The organism is Actinomadura soli, assembly GCF_005889715.1.
Classification (GTDB): Bacteria; Actinomycetota; Actinomycetes; order Streptosporangiales; family Streptosporangiaceae; genus Spirillospora; species Spirillospora soli.
Genome location: NZ_VCKW01000177.1, coordinates 1 through 18,564, shown reverse-complemented (window position 1 = coordinate 18,564; position 18,564 = coordinate 1). Strand labels below are relative to the sequence as shown.

The window sequence follows — 18,564 nt, the reverse complement described above, 5'->3', positions numbered from 1 at the left end:
CCCTGGGACCGCGAGCGCTCCGCCGGAGGCTCCAGCGGAGGGTCGGCGGCCGCGGTGGCGGCGGGCCTGTGCGAGGCCGCGCTCGGCACCGACGGCGCGGGCTCCATCCGCATTCCGGCGGCGTTCTGCGGCGTCGCCGGTTTCAAACCGTCGTTCGGCTGCGTCCCGTATGTGCCGCCGTGCCCCGACCGGCTGGCGCATCTGGGGCCCATCGCCGGGTCGGTCCGGGACGTCATCGAGCTCATGGACGTCATCGCCGGACCGCACCCGGACGACCCCGACTCCCGCCTGCGCTACCTGGCGGAGCCGCAACGGGCCCCCGGCCCCCCGCGCGTCGGCTGGATCGAGTTCCCCGGGACCTCCGCCGCCACCCGCGAGGTGAGCGAACGGGCCCGGCTCGCGCTCGCCGCCACCGGCGCGCGGGTCGTGCCCATGGAGGTGCCCTTCCCCGACCCTTACCCGGCCCTCGTCGACCTTCTCGCGGCGGCGGAGGCGGCCGGCGGATCGCCAGAGGACGAGGACCGGTGCGACCCCGGGCGGCTCGCCATCATCCGGTACGGGCGCACCGTCAGCGGCCCCGCGCTGATCAGGGCCGAGGAGACGCGGACGGCCCTGCGGGCCCGGCTGGACGCGGTGATGACCCGCGTCGACCTCCTGGCGATGGCGACCGTTCCCGTCGAGCCGTTCGGCGCCGGCGAGATCGCCCCCGCCTGGGCGGCCGACCCCGAAGACCTGCGCTGGCTGGCCTGGTCGCCCGCGACCTACCCGTTCAACCTGACCGGCCAGCCGGCGCTGACCCTCCCGGCGGGGCGCACCGAGGCCGGGCTGCCGGTGGGCGTCCAGCTCGTGGGACGGACCGGCGCGGACGACGAGGTGCTGTCCACCGGCCGCCGGACCGAACAGGAACTCGGCCTCCTCGATGGGGGCACCGAAACGGAAGGTCCGGTGCGATGACGTATTCCCGGCAGTGGGCCGGTGTGGGCGGCGAGGGCAGCGTGGGCCGGACCGGTTTCGTCGCCGAACACGGGCTGTGGACCGACCGGCAGGCCGCCGCCGCCGAGCAGGTCGAGGCGGCGCTCGACGAGATCGACCTGGTCCGGCTGGTCTTCTGCGACCCGCACGGCCTCGCCAGGTCCAAGACGCTGACCGCGGGGACGTTCCGGTCCGTCCTCCGCGACGGCATGGACTTCAGCCCCGGGCCGTTCATCTTCGACACCGGGCACGCCGTCGCGGTGGACTTCATCGCCGACCCCGGCGTCGGGGTGGCGGAGGTGCTCGGCGCGGGCGACTTCGTCGTCGTCCCGGACCCGCTCACGTTCCAGGTGCTGCCGCATCCGGGACGGCGCTCGGCCTGGGTGCTGGGCGATGAGTTCCTGCGGGACGGCACGCGGCACCCGCTCAGCGCGCGCGACGTCCTGCGGCGGGTGCGCGACCGGTACGCCGCCCGGAGCCTGACCCCGGTCATCGGGCTTGAGGTGGAGTGGTACCTCACCCGCCGTCTCGAAGGCCCGCCCGGCAACGCAGGCAACGGGTTCGGCCTCCAGGGGGCCGCGCCCGAGGTCGAGGCGATGAACGCCGGATACCAGTTCAACCTCGACACCAGCTACGACTCGGTCGCGGCGGTGACCGACCCCTTGGCCGTCCAGCTCATGGACCTCGGGCTTCCGCTGCGCACCATGGAGCACGAGTCGGGCCCCGGGCAGGTCGAGACGACCTTCGACCCCATGCTCGCGCTGGACGCCGCCGACGCGATGCTGCTGTTCCGCACCCTGGTGAAACAGGTGTGTGCGCGCCGCGGCCACCACGCCTCGTTCATGTCGCTGCCCGCGCTCGACGGGTTCGACCCGAGCGGCTGGCACGTCCACCAGTCGGTGCTGGACGCCGGGACGGGCCGCAACGTGTTCTCGCCCGGCGACGGCGTCTCCGACAGCCTCTCGGTCGAGGGCAAGGGCTACGTGGAGGGCCTGCTGGCGCGGGCGCGCGACTTCTGCCTGCTCTCGGTGCCGACCGTGAACGGCTACCGCCGGCTCGGCCCGGGGTATTCGCTCTCACCGACCCGCATCGGCTGGAGCGTCGAGGACCGCACCGCCATGGTCCGGCTCCTCGGCGGCGGCCAGTCGGCCCATGTCGAGAACCGGGTGGGGGAGCCCTGCGCCAACCCCTACCTGGCGATCGCCGCGCAGCTCCACGCGGGCCTGGAGGGCCTCGGCAACGGCACGACCGCCCCGACCTCGGCCGACTCGCCGCAGACGCTTCCGCAGTCGCTCGGCGAAGCCTTGGCGGAGTTCCGGGACGGCGACGGCGCGGCGGACCTGCTCGGCGGCCCGCTCACGTCCTGCCTGATCAAGATCAAGGAGAGCGAGGTGGCGCGGTTCGAGTCCTGGTGCGCCGCGGAGGGGCACCCCGGGGACGCGGTCACCGGCTGGGAGCACAGAGAGTACTTCGCGAGCTACTGACCGGAAGGCGATCGGATGATCCCCAGGTACGCGCTGCCCGAGATGGCGGAGCTGTGGTCCGACGAGACTCGCTACCGGACGTGGGCGCGGGTGGAGGTGCTCGCCTCCGAGGCGCAGGCGCGGCTCGGCCGGGTCCCCCCGGACGCGGTCGAGGACCTGCGGCGCGCCCGGGTGCCGTCCCCGCGCCGGGTCGCCGAGATCGAACGGGAGCGCGACCACGAGGTGCTGTCCTTCCTCGCGGCCTTCTGCGAGGACGTCCCCGAGGAGTCGGCCCGCTGGGTGCACCTCGGGATGACCAGCTACGACCTGGTCGACACCGCCCTCGGCTTCACCCTGGCCCGCGCCACCGACCTGCTGATCCAGGCCGGTCGCGCGCTCCGCCGGGCCCTGGTCGGCAAGGCGCTCGACCATCGCGACACCGTCTGCGTGGGCCGCACGCACGGCGTCCACGCCGAGCCCACGACCCTCGGGCACAAGCTCGCCGGGTTCGCGTTCGCGGTCGACCGGTCGCTGCTGCGGCTCACCGCGGCGAGGGAGGCCGTCGCCGTCGGGACGATCTCCGGCTCGGTCGGCACCTACGCGCTGATCGACCCGTCCGTCGAGCGCCACGTCTGCGACGCGCTCGGGCTCGGCGTCGAACCCGCGCCGAGCCAGGTGGTGGCGCGCGACCGGCACGCCCAGCTCGTCCAGGCGATCGCCGCGCTCGGCGCCTGCGTCGAGCAGATCGCGCTGGAGCTGCGGCTGCTCCAGCGCACCGAGGTCCGCGAGGTCGAGGAGGCGCGGACGGCCGCCTACCAGGGCTCAAGCGCCATGCCGCACAAGCGGAACCCGACCACCAGCGAGCGGCTCTGCGGGCTGGCCCGGATGCTGCGCGGGTACGCCACGACGGCGCTGGAGAACGTCGCGCTCTGGCACGAGCGGGATCTCACCCATTCCTCGGTCGAGCGGATCGTCCTGCCCGACAGCCTCACGATCGGCCACTACCAGGCCCGGACGGCGGCCGACCTGATCGAGAACCTCACCGTGTTCCCGGAACGGATGCGCGCCGCCCTGGACAGCGGGTCCGGGCTCGTCCACAGCTCGGCCGTCCTCGCCGCGCTCCTGGAGAAGGGGATGGAGCGGGAGAAGGCGTACCGGCTCGTCCAGGCCGCCGCGGACGAGACGGCCAGGACGGGCGAGCACCTGGCCGTGACCCTGCGCCGCCAGGGCGTCGACGAGCCGCTCGCCCTGGACGGCCGCCCGGCCCGCAACGACATCGTCATCGCCCGATTGGAGTCGCTCCGTGAGCTGGAAGATTGACCGCGTCGACGGCGCGGACCTGGACGTGGACGAGGTGCTCGAGGTCTACCGGTCCTCGGGCCTCGGCGAGCGCCGGCCCATCGCCGACCGCGACCGTTTCGCGGCGATGCTGCGCTTCGCCGACCTCGTCGTCGTCTGCCGGCTGGACGACCGCCTCGTCGGCATCGCGCGGAGCATCTCCGACTTCTCCTACGCGACCTACCTGTCGGACATCGCGGTCACCCGCGACCTGCAGCGCTCCGGGATCGGGCGGGCGCTGATCGAGGCGACCCGGCGGGAGGCGCCGCGCGCCAAGCTCATCCTCCTGTCGGCCCCTGCCGCCACGGACTACTACCCGCACATCGGCTTCACCCGCCACGACTCCGCTTGGTTCCTCAACGCGGAGAACTAGCCAGGAGAACCCCCATCAAAGGAGAACCCCCATGGAGAAGGCAGGCAGACGGTTAAGAGGTGCAGTGGCGATCGCAGGCGCGGCGGTGCTCGTGGGTTCACTCGCCAGCTCCGTCACCGCCCAGGAGGAGGCCGCCTTCGACCTCGACACGGGCAACGCCGTGGTCGAGCTGATCTACGGCCCCTACGAGCAGGCGCTGCGCGCGTCGGCGACGCCGACCGGCATGGACGCCACGCTGATCGTCGACTCCGCGCTGATCGTGGAGACCGCCTGGTTCGACGCCATCGCCCCCTACAACGCCACGGCGGTGGGCGTCTTCTCCGACCTCGGCAGGCGGCCGGAGAGGGAGCGCACCACCCGCAACCGGAACATCGCCGTCCTCTACGCCGCCTACCACTCGCTGAGCGCGACGCTTCCCGCGCACAAGGAGCAGTACCGGGCCATGCTCCGCCAGGCCGGTCTCGACCCCGACGACGTCCGGGACGACACCACCAGCCCGCAGGGCATCGGCACCCGGGCCGCCAAGGCCGTGCTGGAGAAGCGCAAGAACGACGGGATGAACCGCGACGGGTCGATGAGCGGCAAGTACAACGGCAAGCCCTACCAGGACTACACCGGCTACAAGCCCGTCAACACCCCCTACGAGCTGCGCGACCCGTCGCGGTGGCAGCCGGCGGTCCTCCCCGCGCCCGGCATGAACGGCATCTTCACGGCCCAGACGTTCGTGACGCCGCAGATCGCCCGGACCAGGCCGATCACCTATGACCGTCCCGACCGGTTCCCGCTCACGCCGCCGACCGCCAGCGACCACAACAACCGTGAGGCCTACAAGCGGCAGGCCGACGAGATCCTCCAGGCGTCGGCGAACCTCACCGACGAGCAGAAGATGAAGGCCGAGCTGTTCAACGACAAGCTCCTCGCCCTCGGCGTCGTCGCCGGGCAGGCCGCGGTCCGGGCCGGACGCTTCGACGTGGAGAAGACGGTCCAGTACGTCGCGTCCGTCGACATCTCCATCTTCGACGTCATCATCGTGTCCTGGCACTACAAGACGAAGTACGACACGGTGCGGCCGTTCAGCGCCATCCGGCACCTCTACGGCGACAAGAAGGTGACCGCCTGGGGCGGCCCCGGCAAGGGCACCGTGAACGACCTTCCCGGCCGCGAGTGGACGAGCTACCTGGCCGTTTCGGATCATCCCGAGTACCCGTCCGGGTCGTCGTCCATGTGCGAGTCCCACGCGCAGGCGGCCAGGCGCTTCATAGGCGGCGACAAGATCGAGATCACCCTGCCCAAGGCCAAGGGCTCGTCGCTGGTCGAGCCGGGCGTCACCCCCAAGAACGACATCACCCTGCGCTGGGACAGCTGGACGTCGTTCGCCAAGGACTGCCGGATGAGCCGGGTCTGGGGCGGCGTCCACTTCCGCGCGGCGACCGAGAACGTCATGCAGTACGGCCCGAAGGTCGGTGATCTCTCCTACGAGTTCATCCAGCGGAAGATCCAGGGCCGCTGACCGGCCGACAGCCCGCGGGGACCGCCGCCCCTGCCCGGCGGTCCCCGCCCCACCTCACCGTCTCTATCGGGAGCGACCTTGCTGACCCTCACCGACGACGCCGTCACCGCGATCTCGGCCATGATCGCCAAGCCCGAACTCCCTCCGCGCAGCGGCCTGCGCATCGCCCCCCGCGAGGACGACCCCGAATCCTTCTTCCTCATCCTGACCTCCGATCCCGCGCCCGACGACCACGTCATCGACGAGAACGGCGCCCGGATCTTCCTGGAACCGCGCGCGGCCAAGGCCCTGGCGGACAAGTCCCTGCACGTCCGGGCGGACGGCGGCGGCGCCATCGCCTTCACGCTGACCTGAGCGCCGGCCGCGCGCCTGAGCACCGGACGGGCCGCGCGCGAGGAAGGCTTGCGCCGATGCGGTGAGGGCAGACAGCAGGCGTGACCAGGACCGAAGGCCGGATCCGCCTCGCGATGCACGCGGGGTTCTTCCTGCTGCTGGCCGCGTCGGCGTCCCGCTTCGTGGTCCGGCACGGGATGGACGGCGCGACCCCGACGCTGCTCGCGCTGTGCGGGGTGCTCGGCGCCGGCTACGCGGTGGGCGCCGTCCTGTGGGACGTGCTCGGCCATCGCGGGCGCCTCGCCTGGCTCGCCGCCGTGGTCGTGTGCTGGCTGGCCCTGGTCGCCGCCGCCCCGAGCTTCGCGTGGTGCGCGGTCCCGCTGTTCTTCGCCGCGCTGCGGCTGCTGTCGCCGCGCGCCGCCCTCGCCGCCGTCGTGGTGATCACCGGCGCGGTGATCTTCGCGGGCCTCCTTCTGGCGGACCGGGTGGACCCGAGCCTGGTGCTCGCCCCGGTCGCGGTCGCCGCGATGGCCGCCGTCATCTTCCTGGAGCTGCAGCGGCTCATCGGCGAGCTGGTCCGCACCCGCGGCGAGCTGGCGGACACGCAGCGCGCGGCGGGCGTCCTGGAGGAGCGCGAACGGCTGTCCCGCGAGATCCACGACACGCTCGCGCAGGGCCTGACCAGCATGGGCATCCTGCTCCAGGCGGCCGACCGGCAGTGGGACACGGCGCCGGGGGACGCCCGCCGCCATCTCCGCCAGGCCGCCGTCGCCGCGAACCTCGACGAGGCGCGCCATTTCGTCCGGGCGCTGGCCCCTCCCGCGCTGGCGTCCGCGTCCCTGCCCGCGGCGCTGGGGGAGCTGGCCGGTGGGGAGGGCACGGGCCCGCGGGTACGGTTCCGGACGGAAGGGGCCGAGTACCCCGTGGACGTCGACGCACAGGCCGCGCTGCTCCGCGTCGCGCAGGGCGCCGTCGCCAACGCGCGCGAGCACGCGGGCGCGGCCACGGTGATGGTCACGCTGACCTACCTCGACGACGCCGTGTCCCTGGACGTCGCCGACGACGGCTCCGGGTTCGACCCCGGCGCCGCCGCGTCCGCCCGGGGCCGGGGATACGGGCTGCGCGCCATGCGGGACCGGCTGGCCGAGGTCGGCGGCACCCTCGCGGTCGAGAGCGCCCCCGGCGCCGGGACGGTCGTCGCCGCCACGGTCCCCCGGGGTGCGGCGCGGCGATCGGCCCCGGAGGACGGGGAGCGACCGTGGTACGGGTGACGATCGTGGACGACCATCCCGTCGTCCGGGCGGGGCTGCGCGCCCTGCTCGGCGGCGAGCCGGACATCGAGGTGGTCGCCGAGGCGGCGGACGGCGAGGAGGCGGTCCGGCGGGTCGGGCTCGTCCCGACCGACCTCGTCCTGATGGACCTGCAGCTCGGCGAGGGCATCGACGGCGTCGAGGCCACCCGGCGGATCCTCGCGCTGCCGGACCCGCCGCGCGTCCTCGTCCTCACCACCTACGACTCCGACGCCGACATCTCCCGCGCCATCGCGGTCGGCGCGGCCGGCTACCTGCTCAAGGCGGGCCCGCCGGACGAGCTGTTCCGCGGCATCCGCACGGCCGCGCGCGGCGAGACGGCGCTGTCGCCCCGGGTCGCCACCCGCCTGATGGACCGGATGCGCGAGCCCGCCCCCGCGCTCAGCCCCCGCGAGATCGAGATCCTCGAACTGCTGGCCGAGGGCCTGTCCAACCAGCGGATCGCGCGGCGCCTGCTCATCAGCGAGGCCACCGTCAAGACCCACCTGGTGCACATCTTCGCCAAGCTCGGCGTCGACACCCGCACGGCCGCCGTCACCGCGGCCGTAGCCGTTCTTCTACAGCTCCCGTTCGTTCGCGGAGGAACACGGCGAGGGCCTGGGCGAATATCCGCTGTGGGTCGCGCACTACGGGAGGCCCCCGGGCAAGGTCACCGCGCCTTCGCCGTGGAAGCAGTGGGCGATCCACCAGTACGCGTCCACCGACCACGACCACAACGTGTCCCGCCTGTCCGCCGACCAGCTCCGCCAACTCGGCTACAAGCCCTCGGCCTCCTGATCCGGATCTCGTAGCCGGGGCCGGTCGGCGGGTCGGTCATCGGTTCACGCCCGCTGTTCGCGTGCCGCCGCTGTTCGCTTGCCGGCGTGCCGGATCCACAGGGCGAGGCCCGCGGTCAGCAGCCCCCAGGTGACGAGCCACAGGCCGACGATCCAGGTGAGCGCGGTCAGGGTGAGCCCGGGCCACACCAGCAGCAGGAGTCCGGCGAGGATGCACAGGCCCGCCAGGAGGACCGCCCCGCCGCGTCCGCGCGGGTCGGGCTCAGTCAGCGTGGAGACGAGCCCGACGGTACCGGTGATCAGCCAGAACAGGCCGAAGAGGAGCGCGAGGATCTGGACGGTCTGGAGCGGGTCGCGCATGACGAGCACACCGACGGTCAGCGACAGCGCGCCCAGCAGGGTGAACAGGACGCGGGCGGCCCCGCCCGCCCCGTCCGCGGCGATGGCCAGCACGATCTGGTAGCCGCCGTTGATCACCAGGTTGAGGCCGAAGAGGAAGGCCACGACGCCGATGGTGGCGTCCGGCCAGGCCACGATGGCCAGGCCCAGCAGCGCCGCGAGGATCCCGGCGGCCGCGCCGGCGCCCTGCGCGCCGGTCGCCAGGCGCGTGGTGAGCCCGCCGCCGGACGTCCCCGGGCTCGCGGGTCCGACCGTTCCCGATGGTGACGCTGAGGTCATCAGATTTCCCTCCGCTATCGGCTCCGGACCGCCCTCGACGGAGCCGGATGTGGTCCTTGCCTACGAGCGCACCGCGCCGGGACAGAACGCGCATCATCCCTGGCGGGTGAATCGGGCCGATCGGCACGACCGCCGGTCACAGGATGAGCAGAATGAAGATCACGTAGGCGGCGATGTTGACGACCCAGCTGTGGGTGTTCATCCATTCCCGGACCTTCGGCATGGCCCGGCTCATGCGCTTGCGGAAGAGCAGCAACGCCAGCAGCGGCAGCGCCGCGATCAGGACGGTGGCGGCGAGGAACGGCAGGGCCGCGGCCAGGTTCAGATCCCGCTGCTCCAGATGGGCCCCCACCGTCAGCATGACCATGATGTCGGACGGCATCAGCAGGATCACCAGGGTGCCGATCTCGAACGCCTTGCGCGGGCCCGCGTCCATCAGCGTTCCGAGCCACCTGGGCGGTTTCGCCGTCTCCCGCTTGGCGTAGCTCCTCACCGCGGCGGCGAGCAGGAGCGCGACGAGCACGAACTGGATGATGGTCCCCGCCGATCCCCTGTCGGACGGATCGCCCAGCGAGACTCCCTGCCCCAGCAGCGCGAAGACCCCGCGGCTGAGGGCGAGCCCGGCCGCGGTGGCGGCGGTCACGCCCGCGAGGAAGGCCAGGGAGGCGCGGACGGCGTGCCGGGTGGTCACCAGAAGGATGGCGGACATGATCTGGGGTCCCACCATCATGGTGACCGCCAGCGGAAGTACTTGGAGATCCAAGTTTCGCTCCGATCAACGCAGTGCCGGACAGCGACGCCTCTTCGCATCCTGGGCCGAGCCCTGACCGGGCGGCATCACCTGAACGGGGTGAGGCGGGGCGGCGGCAAAGGTCCGGACACCCGGCGGCATGGCCGCTCGCGCGGAGAAGCCCCTGGTCACGGGGGTCGTTCTGACAAGGAAATGGAGGGTAAGGAGAGGTACAGGGGGATTTGTCTGGGGCGGGGGTGCCGCGGGCACAGCACAGCGCTGCCCCCTCTCGGGGGATGATCTCAATGACCGCGACGGAGATTTCTGCGAAGGCGTCACCGAAGGGGACGGTGAAGGGGCCCGAACCGTCCGGCGGCTCCTTGCCGTACCTGCCCGGCTGGGCCGTCCCGCGCCCGTGCCTGACCGAGCGGTTGAGCGAGGCGGTCCGGGGCCCGCTCACCTTGATCACCGGACCGCCGGGGGCGGGCAAGACGATCACGGCGCTGGCCTGGGCGGCGACCGGCCCGGACCCGCTGGCCCCGCCCGGACGGGCGTCCGGAGCGGGACCGGTGCGGCCGATCGCCTGCTGGGTCACCTGTGACGACGCGACGGCGACCGTCCGCGGGTTCTGCCTCGCCCTGAGCGCCGGCCTGACCCGAGCGGGAATCGACGTCCCGCCCGCCGGACGACGGCCCGGCCGCCGCACCGATGCCCGCGAGGAGGACATGCTCAAGGCGATCACGGCGGCCCTGCGGAACACCGCCGTCCCCGTCGCGGTCGTGTTCGACGATTTCCCGGCGAGGCCCGGCTCGGCGCCCGCCGACGTGGTGAGCCACCTGCTGCGGCACGCGGGTCCGGGGTTCCGGGCGGTCGTCCTGTCCCGCAGCGCCGCGCCGCTGCCGCTGCACCGCCACCGGCTCGCGGGCGAGCTGGCCGAGATCCGCGCCGATGACCTGGCCTTCGCGGACGACGAGATCACCGAGGTCCTGGCCCAGCACGGCGTGCGGCTGACGCCCGCGTCCGTCCGCGCGCTCCGTGCGCGGACGGGCGGCTGGCCGGCGGCGATCAGGCTCGCCGCGATGTCGATGGAGCACCACGGCGATCCCGAGGCGTTCGCGGCCCGGTTCGCCGGTGACGACCAGGCCGTCGTCGGCTACCTGATGGAGGAGGTCGTCGACGCCCTGCCGCCCGCCGCGCGGTGGCTGCTGCTGTCGACGAGCGTCGCGGAGCGCGTCAGCACCGAACTGGCCGGCGAGCTCGCGGGCGAGGCGGGCCGGGCCTTCCCGGACATGGTCCGGCAGAACGCGTTCGCCGTGCCGCTCGGTCAGGGCTGGTACCGCTACCACCCCATGTTCGGCAGAGCGCTGCGGCTGATCCTGCGGCACGAGTCACCGGACATGGTCCCCCTGCTGCACCGGCGGGCGGCGGCGTGGTTCGAGCGGTCGGGGCTGCTGCCCGACGCCGTGCGCCAGGCCGTCCAGGCGGACGACTGGCAGTACGCATCGCGGATGGTCGTCGACCGGCTCGCGATCGGACACGTCCTCGGCCTGAGACCGCACGATCCGCTGACCGGCCTCCTCGACGGGATACCGGACACGGCGGCCTTCGCCGGCACCGGCCCGGAACCGGCGATCGTGGCCGCGGCGGTGGCGGCGCGGCGCCGGGACGAGCCGTCCCGCGCTGCCGCGCTGCACCACGCCAGAAGGGCCCTGCGGCGGTCGCCGCCGCACGTGGCCCGGTCGGCGCGGTTCTGCCTGGCGGCTGTCGAGCTCTACCGCCCCGGAACGGCCGGTTTCGCCGGCCTGGCCGACGCCTCCGGTGAGGCCGCCCTGCTGCGGCAGGCCCCCGGACGGTTGCTCGACGACCGGCCCGAGCTGCGGGCGTTGGCGCTGTCGGGACAGGGCGCCGCTCACGTCTGGCACGGAGAACTGCACCAGGCGGCACGCCATTTCGGCGCGGCGCTGACGGCCGCCGAGCAGGCTGGCGGGGACGTCCAGAAGAAGCGGTGCCTCGGCGACCTGGCGCTCACCGAGGCCCTGCTCGGCAACGCCGCGCGCGCCACCGATCTGGCGGACCGCGCCCGCTCGCTCCCCGAGGTGTCCGTGCCACGGGAGGACGGCACGATCGCGACGGCGCTTCTGGCGCATGCCTGGGCCGACGTGGAACGATGGCGCCTCCACGAAGCCCGCAGCCAACTCGGACTGGCGGCGCGGGCGGCGTCCGGCCAGGCGGATCCCCTGTCGGACGCTATCCAGTGCCTGGTGAAAGCCCGCACGAACCTGTGCCAGGGCCGGCCCGAGCATGCCCTGGCCGACCTGAGGGCGGCCCACGAGATCACCCCGCGTCCCGGCTGGCTCGAACGCAGGCTCGCCCTTGTGACCGCCGAAGCCAACGTGGCCTGCGGTGATATCGAGGCCGCACGCAGGGATGCCGACCGGGCCGGTGGCCGCGCAGCCCTCGAATCGGCCCTCGCCCTGGCACGCGTCGACGTACGACTCGGCGCGGACGGCACCGCGTCCACGACGCTCAAGGACGCTCTGCGCCACGCCACCACCAAGACGCCGCTGGACGTACGCGTGGACGCCTGGCTCCTCGACGCCTGCCTTGCCTACCGGAACGGCGACCGCCGCCGAGGCCGCCGATCCCTGGACCGAGCCCTCAGCCTGGCCCGGCGCGAAGAGATCAGACGGCCTTTCGCGATGTCACGAAGCTGGCTGATGCCCGTCCTGCACCACGATCCCGAGATGCTGCACTCCTATCACCCGCTCCTGGAGCCGCTGGGCCTGGCCGTGAAGACCGGCACGATGGTCTCCCGCCACGCGGACGGACCGGCACCGGTGGAGCAGCTCAGCCCGCGCGAACTGGAAGTGCTGCGATCCGTGGCTCAACTGTTGACCACACAGGAGATCGCCGCGAACCTCTACGTGTCGGTGAACACGGTCAAGACCCATCTGAAGAGCATCAACCGCAAACTCGCCGTGACCCGCCGAGCCGAGGCGGTTCGCCGGGCCAACGAGCTGTCCCTCCTCTGAGCGGTCGCATCCGCTGACCGGCGAGGGCGGCGTCATGGACGCCGCCCCGCCCAGGTCAGTCGCGAGGGCCGAACGCCTGGTCGAGGACGTCGTGGGCGACGGACGCGCCGAGCCGCTTCCCGTCGACGGTGGCGAAGCGGTAGTGCACCCCTGCCCAGACTCTGGCCTGGAGCAGTTCGGCCAGGGCCTCGGAGAGGCTGTCGTAGTGGCGGGTCGTGCCGGAGTCGGCGCTGGAGGCGCTGAACGAGATGTCGTCGCGGCCGAAGAACTTGCGCAGGCCCGTCGTGACCGCCGTGGTGTAGCAGGCGTGGCCGGACGGGTACTCCGCTGACGGCGCGGTGGTGCGCAGCGGGGTCCAGGACGGATCGGCGTGGGTGGCCGGGTTGCCGTCCGTGTCCGCCAGCGGGATCGCCGTGACCGGACGCCAGAAGCGCCAGTGCTTCTTCTGCCCGTAGCAGGCGATCAGCGAGTCGGCGGCCGCGATGTCCACCATCGCGAACATGCGGGCCGTCTCCAGGGTGCTGAGCCGGTGGGTCGTGGCGAGGTGGCGCAGGATCGACCACTCCACCTGCCGCGGGTCGTCCCACCAGGTCGCCGCCTCGGTCTGCTCGGGCGTGCGCACCGTGCTGGTGGCCGAGCCGAGGGCCTGGACCTCGTTCAGGCCGCGGGCGTAGGCCCGGCTGGCGAGGGCGGGCGGCCCGGGGGAGCGGTAGTCGCCCGGGTCGCGGACGACGAACGGCTTCAGGGTCGCGAACCAGGCGCCGACCTGGAGATAGCCCGGCGGGGTCGGCCGCCACTGCCCCGGCGCGGTGCCGACGGGCCAGGTCGCGTCGGAGAACGCGCCATCGTCGTGGCGAGCCTCGATCATGGCCTCGGCCGTGGCCTCACCGACCGCGATGCCGCCCCGCTTGGGACGGCCGTCGGGGATCGCGTCGAGCGACTCGCGGTACTGCGCGCGCAGGGAGTCGGCCTGCTTGGGGAAGAGCCAGAGGAGCACGCGGTAGGCGGCGGTGGAGACGGCCGCGGGGGTCGAGTCGTCGCGCCGGGCGCGGGGGGCGATCAGGTACGGCTCGTACGGGCTGCCGGCGATCGCGTTGACCGCGTCGTACACGGCGCCCTGCACGATCGCGAAGCTCCGGGACGCCGCGGTCGGCGACTGCCGGGCGACGTCGAAGATAGCGGTCTGGGCGTGGACGTCCCAAGTGATGACGGGGTTGGACTCGGCGGCGACCGGCCGCGCCTGCGCCGCCGTGGTCGTGGACACCATCGGCAGGGTCAGCGCGGCCGCGGTCATGACCGCCACGCCGCGGAATCTTCCAGCCCTGCGTCCATGGTGTTTCATGGCATCCCCCAATAGCGCATCGGTGGCTCACACGAAACTTCAGTGTCCGGCCACGGTTGATCCTGGGCGACGAGGTGATCTGACCGAATCGCGTCCATGGCCGTGTTCAAAATGGAGCGCGATGGGTGCGCTCAGGCAATACGTCCAAGGTGCGCGGCTGTAATCTACGCGGCGGATTTCGGTGATCGGGCTCCAGCGGGCCAGAATGGGTCATTCATGGAGCCGGGTAAACCATCTCTTGATCACTGCGTACGGGGAGGCCGGGGGGAGTCGGCCCGGCGGCGGGGAGCGTCCACCGGGGCCCGGTGGCCTGTGGCCGCCACAATCCCGCGCGAACAGAGGCACTGGTCTACTTGATACGGGCATCAACTAATAGGAAACTTACCTATCGATTGGCTCGTTCTGGACTCCCACCCCCCCAAGGAACCGCCATGTCCCTCGACACCCGCCTGCGGCCCTCACCGTCCCTGGCCTCGGAGCACCCAGCCCGCTACGCCCTCGCCGCCGGACGCCTCTTCCTCGGCTGGATCTTCCTCTGGGCCTTTCTCGACAAGCTCTTCGGCCTCGGCAAGGGCACCGAGAGCGGCTGGCTGTCGGGCACGTCCCCGTCCAAGGGCTTCCTCAGCCATGTCGAAGGCCCGTTCAAGGAGATCTTCCACTCGATGGCCGGGCAACTCTGGGTCGACGCCCTCTTCATGTTCGGGCTCGGCGGCCTCGGCGTCGCGCTCCTCCTCGGGATCTGCCTCCGCCCGGCCGCGGTCGGCGGGACGCTCCTGATGCTCATGCTGTGGGCGGCGTCCCTGTGGCCCGACACCAACCCGTTCATGGACATGCACTGGATCTACGCCGCGCTGATGGTCGCCGTCGCGCTCGCCGACGCCGGGACCACACTCGGCTTCGGACGGGCCTGGGCACGCCTCCCGGTCGTCCGCCGCTCCCCCTTCCTCCGCTGAGGGAAAGGACGCCCATCCCGGTCACCACCGGAACGGACGGACAGCGCCGCCACAACGCCGGGCGCGCGACCAGCGCGGTCGCGAGCCCGGCGGTAAGGAATGCCACAGACGGTGGCCGCCATCGCGCTTCTGGACGGCCCGGACAATTAAAACGGTCCATGAACACGGCATGCCTACGTGATCAGCGGAAATGCAGTTCTGCGGTCGGGTTCCCAGGTCATCGGAGCGGAATTCAGGATTGGCCGGATCGCAACGGTTATGGTTGCGTTCAGCCGACAGAAGTGGGTCGAGCGCCCGTTCGGTTCGCGGCGCCTCCGGCTTCGGGCTTCCCAGCACCAAGGACGGCTCATGATCGATCCGACCACGGCACGGTCGCGTGCCGCCCGGCGTGACCGGATCAGCGTCGCCGCGGCCATCGCGCTCGGGGCCGGGCTGATCCTCGGAGGCGGCGGCTGGGCGCTCATCGCGAACGGCGAGGAATGCGGTTCCGGCGGCGCGTCCCTGGTCGTGAAGGCCGACCCGGCGATCGCCCCGGCGGCGTCCGCGATCGTCGCGCGGCAGGGGCTCGGCCGTTGCGCCGGGGTGCGGATCGTGCCCGAGGAGTCCGCCGGCACCGCGGCCGCGCTGGCGGCCGGGCGGGGCGTCCCCGACGTCTGGATCCCGGACTCCGAGCTGTGGCTGGATCTCGCCAGGAGCGGCCCGTCCGGGCGCACGGTCCTCGGACGCTCGGTCTCCGTGGCCGTCTCGCCGCTGGTGTTCGCCTTTCCCCCGGAAGGCTCTCCGGGGCGCGAGGACCAGACGTGGCCGGGGCTTCTCCCCGGCGGGACGGGCGACGATCGGCCCGAGGCGGGCAACGACCTCCTGATCCGGATGCCCGACCCCGCCCGGACGGCGACGGGAATGGCCTCCCTCCTCGCGCTGGAGGGCGCCATCGGGAAGGGCCTGGGCTCCGGCGCGCTCAAGAGGTTCGCTGACACGCTGCGCACGGTCGAGATCCTGGAGCCGGGGCAGGACCCCGGGGCCGCGCTGAACAGGCCCGCGCAGGGCGCCTCCGCCCAGGTCGCCGTCGTCTCGGAGCAGCAGGCGCTGCGCTGGGGCGCCACCGGACGGGCCGGGGTCCCCGCCACGGCGTACCCGTCGTCCGGCACGCCCGCGCTGGACTTCCCCTTCACCGTCACCACGGCGGACCTCGGCAGGCAGCGCCGCGCGGACGAGTTCCTCCGCGAGTTCCGCGCTCCCGCGGGCGTCGCGGAACTGAACCGCCGCGGTCTGCGCTCCGCCACAGGCGGCGCGGGCGGCGCGGGCGGCGCGGCGCGGACGGGCCTGTCCGCGCCGCTGCCCCGGATCCAGGCGGTGGCGAGCCCGGGCGCGGCGTCCCGGATCCAGGAGACGTGGCGGAGTTTCAAGCAGGAGATCAACGTGCTCGCGCTGGTCGACCCGTCCGGTCCGGCGGGCGCGGCCATGACCGGCGCGGCCTGGCGCGCCGACATCGGCCCCGGCGGCAACCGCCTGGACGCCATGCTGGTCTCCCTGAACCGGGGCCTCAACCTGGTCGGCGACGACTCGGAGTTCGGCCTGTGGACGACGTCCGGCAGGCCGGGGGCGCGCCGCCCGCACCGTCCGGTCGTCGGGATCGGCGAACTCGGCGGCCGCACCCGGACGGGCACCACCCACCGGCTCTTCCTGGAGAAACAGCTGAACGCGATCCGGCCACGGCCCGGCGGCGGGGACGCCGTCTACGACTCGGTGGTCGCGGCCTATCAGGAGATGAAGCGCCGCTACGACGCCGATCAGCTCAACGTGGTGCTGGTGCTCAGCGCGATGGGCGCGGACGGCCGCCCGTCCGCCCGGTTCGGAAAGGCGCTGGCGAGGCTGCGGCAGCAGATCGATACCGCGCGTCCGATCGTCTTCGTGGTCGTCGGTTTCGGCGCCGGAATCGACCCGGGGCTGAAACAGATGTCCGGGGCGGTCCAGGGGCACTCGTTCCAGATCAGGAACCCCGAGGGAATCGAGGAACTGTTCAGGAACTCCGACCTGATGCGCGTCTGCAACCCGCCCCATTGCTGACCGTCAGGGAATCCGGCGACGCGGGCGCGGCTCCCGACCGCGAACGGCTCGGCGTCGCCTTTCGCGTGCTCCTGGTGCTGCGCGGCCTGGTGCTGGCCATGACCGTCATGCTCGTCCCGGACGACTGGCGCGACGCGTCGCTCATGCTCGCGGTCGCGGCCGTGGGCGCGGGGACGGCCGCCACCTGCCTGGCCTGGCGCCGCGTCCTGTCCCTGCTGCTGCGCCACCCGACGCTGTGGTGCCTGGACGCCCTGCTCATGGGCCCGGTGCTGCTCTCGGGCGGGGCGCTCGGCCCGTACTTCCTGGTCACCGTCCTCACGTCCGCCATCGCCGGGGTCCTGTACGAATGGCGGGCGGTGCTGGTCATCTGCGCCGCCCAGACGTCGCTGTTCTTCGCCGCCGCCGGCGCGGCCGGGCAGGAGGCCGCCACGGCGACGCCCGCCCTGATCGGGCTGCCCGCCTTCTATCCCCTCGCGGCGTGCGCCGGGGTGGCGCTGCGCCGTTTCCTCGACGACTACGCCGACCTCGAAGAACGGCATCGGCGCGCCGCCACGGCGCTGTCGGCCGCGGAGGAGCGCGCCCGGCTGGCCCGCGAGATGCACGACTCGCTCGCCAAGACGCTGCAGGGGATCAGCATGTCGGCCGAGGCGCTGCCGGTCTGGGTGCGCAGGTCCCCCGAGCAGGCCGAGGCGGACGCCCGCGCCGTCGTCGCCGGGCTGCGGGTCGCCGCCCGCCAGGCCCGCGGACTGCTGGCCGACCTGCGCGACGACGTCTACCGGCAGCCGCTCGACGGCGCGCTCGCCGCCGTCGTCGCGGAGTGGAGCGCGCGGACCGGCATCGCGGCGGTGACGCGGCTGCCGGGCGGACCGGACGGCGACCACGAGGCGGCGGTGCGGTACGAGATCGTGTCGATCGTCCGGGAGGCGCTCGCCAACGTGGAGCGGCACGCGGACGCGCGGCACGTCACGGTGAGCCGCGACGCCGCCACGCTGGCCGTCCGCGATGACGGGCGCGGGTTCGTCCCGCCCCAGGACGACCGGCTGGGCCTGCTGGCGCGGGACGGCCACTACGGCCTGATCGGCATGCGCGAACGGGCGCACCGGATCGGCGGACGGCTCACCGTGGACGGCGCACCGGGCCATGGCACGACCGTGAGCATCCTCCTGCCCCCCACCGACCGGCGACAGGCACCGAGCGCCACGCCAGGAGCGGCCCGGTGACCGCGCCCGGCGGGCCCGCGGCGGGCGGGCCGCGGATCCGCGCCTTGGTCGTCGAGGACAACCCGATCGTCCGCAGCGGCCTTGTCACGCTGCTCCGGGCCGCCGGCGTCGAGGTGGCGGGCGAGGCCGTGGACGGACGGCACGCGATCGAGCTGGCCGGACGCCTCCGTCCGGACATCGTGCTCCTCGACGTGCGCATGCCGGTGCTGGACGGCGTCGCCGCCGCCCGCCCGCTCAGCCGGATCGCCAAGGTCCTGATGCTCTCCTACGACACCGACGCCGCCGTGATCGGCGACGCGATCCGCAACGGCGCGTCGGGGTACCTCGTCCACGGCGCGTTCGACATGGCCGAGCTCGTCGCCGCGATCCGGGACACGGTCGGTGAACGGAACAGCCCCCTGTCACCCGAGGCGAGCATGGCCGTCGTGGCGGCGATCCGCCAAACCCCGCCCGCCGCCCCCCTCACC

General features: G+C 73.1%; 15 protein-coding genes and 1 pseudogene. 13 read left to right on the top strand and 3 right to left on the bottom strand.

Translation table 11 applies throughout. From position 1 onward, the window contains the following. The 8 genes and pseudogenes from ETD83_RS28380 to ETD83_RS28345 all read left to right on the top strand — a co-directional run. A partial coding sequence (locus ETD83_RS28380; protein ID WP_138648273.1) for an amidase occupies window positions 1–954 on the top strand: 954 nt, incomplete at its 5' end. Beyond that, window positions 951–2,456 carry a type I glutamate--ammonia ligase gene (locus tag ETD83_RS28375; RefSeq protein ID WP_138648272.1) on the top strand — a complete coding sequence of 502 codons (1,506 nt, stop codon included), beginning with the start codon at window positions 951–953 and terminating at the stop codon, window positions 2,454–2,456. The genes ETD83_RS28380 and ETD83_RS28375, both read left to right, overlap by 4 nt. Before the next feature lie 15 nt (window positions 2,457–2,471). Then, window positions 2,472–3,755, top strand: a complete 1,284-nt coding sequence (gene purB, locus ETD83_RS28370) for an adenylosuccinate lyase (RefSeq protein WP_138648271.1) — start codon at window positions 2,472–2,474, stop codon at window positions 3,753–3,755. Next, the gene (locus ETD83_RS28365) at window positions 3,739–4,146 is read left to right on the top strand and encodes a GNAT family N-acetyltransferase (RefSeq protein ID WP_138648270.1); all 408 of its coding nucleotides are present in this window, start codon (window positions 3,739–3,741) and stop codon (window positions 4,144–4,146) included. Before purB ends, ETD83_RS28365 begins: the two co-directional genes overlap by 17 nt. 64 nt (window positions 4,147–4,210) lie before the next feature. Next, complete coding sequence (locus tag ETD83_RS28360; protein WP_138648269.1) at window positions 4,211–5,656, top strand: DUF6851 domain-containing protein; 1,446 nt, start codon at window positions 4,211–4,213, stop codon at window positions 5,654–5,656. A 78-nt stretch (window positions 5,657–5,734) separates the two neighbouring features. Beyond that, complete coding sequence (locus ETD83_RS28355; protein ID WP_138648268.1) at window positions 5,735–6,010, top strand: iron-sulfur cluster assembly accessory protein; 276 nt, start codon at window positions 5,735–5,737, stop codon at window positions 6,008–6,010. 80 nt (window positions 6,011–6,090) lie between these two features. Beyond that, window positions 6,091–7,260: a sensor histidine kinase gene (locus tag ETD83_RS28350; protein WP_230421251.1), complete on the top strand. Its 1,170-nt coding sequence runs from the start codon at window positions 6,091–6,093 to the stop codon at window positions 7,258–7,260. Next, window positions 7,248–7,847: pseudogene (locus ETD83_RS28345) on the top strand (response regulator); the annotation flags it as partial. The gene ETD83_RS28350 and the pseudogene ETD83_RS28345, both read left to right, overlap by 13 nt. A 273-nt stretch (window positions 7,848–8,120) precedes the next feature. On the opposite strand, the gene ETD83_RS28340 reads toward ETD83_RS28345, so the two are convergent. Beyond that, on the bottom strand, window positions 8,121–8,753 hold the full coding sequence (locus ETD83_RS28340) for an HdeD family acid-resistance protein (protein ID WP_138648266.1): 633 nt from the start codon (window positions 8,751–8,753) through the stop codon (window positions 8,121–8,123). Between the two features lie 136 nt (window positions 8,754–8,889). Further along, window positions 8,890–9,516: a GAP family protein gene (locus tag ETD83_RS28335; protein ID WP_138648265.1), complete on the bottom strand. Its 627-nt coding sequence runs from the start codon at window positions 9,514–9,516 to the stop codon at window positions 8,890–8,892. Between the two features lie 272 nt (window positions 9,517–9,788). Here ETD83_RS28335 and ETD83_RS28330 point away from each other — a divergent pair, with 272 nt between their 5' ends. After that, window positions 9,789–12,515, top strand: a complete 2,727-nt coding sequence (locus ETD83_RS28330; RefSeq protein ID WP_138648264.1) for a LuxR C-terminal-related transcriptional regulator — start codon at window positions 9,789–9,791, stop codon at window positions 12,513–12,515. Window positions 12,516–12,570: 55 nt separating this feature from the next. On the opposite strand, the gene ETD83_RS28325 is transcribed toward ETD83_RS28330, so the two are convergent. After that, window positions 12,571–13,818: a vanadium-dependent haloperoxidase gene (locus ETD83_RS28325; RefSeq protein ID WP_205717934.1), complete on the bottom strand. Its 1,248-nt coding sequence runs from the start codon at window positions 13,816–13,818 to the stop codon at window positions 12,571–12,573. Window positions 13,819–14,288: 470 nt separating this feature from the next. Here ETD83_RS28325 and ETD83_RS28320 point away from each other — a divergent pair, with 470 nt between their 5' ends. The 4 genes from ETD83_RS28320 to ETD83_RS28305 form a co-directional block, all read left to right on the top strand. Next, a complete protein-coding gene (locus ETD83_RS28320) occupies window positions 14,289–14,810 on the top strand; it encodes a DoxX family membrane protein (RefSeq protein ID WP_138648263.1) in 522 nt (173 codons plus the stop codon). 348 nt (window positions 14,811–15,158) lie between these two features. After that, complete coding sequence (locus ETD83_RS28315; protein ID WP_171064477.1) at window positions 15,159–16,877, top strand: substrate-binding domain-containing protein; 1,719 nt, start codon at window positions 15,159–15,161, stop codon at window positions 16,875–16,877. Beyond that, window positions 16,871–18,097 carry a sensor histidine kinase gene (locus ETD83_RS28310; protein WP_138648261.1) on the top strand — a complete coding sequence of 409 codons (1,227 nt, stop codon included), beginning with the start codon at window positions 16,871–16,873 and terminating at the stop codon, window positions 18,095–18,097. The genes ETD83_RS28315 and ETD83_RS28310 overlap by 7 nt, the downstream gene beginning before the upstream one ends. After that, window positions 18,094–18,564, top strand: a 471-nt coding sequence (locus ETD83_RS28305; protein ID WP_230421249.1) for a response regulator, incomplete at its 3' end; no start/stop codon positions are given. The genes ETD83_RS28310 and ETD83_RS28305, both read left to right, overlap by 4 nt.

What these genes read in the sequence shown, in the direction of transcription:
- ETD83_RS28330 (WP_138648264.1), top strand. Translation starts at nt 9,789, where the DNA reads ATGACCGCGACGGAGATTTCTGCGAAGGCGTCACCGAAGGGGACGGTG.
- ETD83_RS28315 (WP_171064477.1), top strand. Translation starts at nt 15,159, where the DNA reads ATGATCGATCCGACCACGGCACGGTCGCGTGCCGCCCGGCGTGACCGG.
- ETD83_RS28375 (WP_138648272.1), top strand. Translation starts at nt 951, where the DNA reads ATGACGTATTCCCGGCAGTGGGCCGGTGTGGGCGGCGAGGGCAGCGTG.
- purB (WP_138648271.1), top strand. Translation starts at nt 2,472, where the DNA reads ATGATCCCCAGGTACGCGCTGCCCGAGATGGCGGAGCTGTGGTCCGAC.
- ETD83_RS28320 (WP_138648263.1), top strand. Translation starts at nt 14,289, where the DNA reads ATGTCCCTCGACACCCGCCTGCGGCCCTCACCGTCCCTGGCCTCGGAG.
- ETD83_RS28340 (WP_138648266.1), bottom strand. Translation starts at nt 8,753, where the DNA reads ATGACCTCAGCGTCACCATCGGGAACGGTCGGACCCGCGAGCCCGGGG.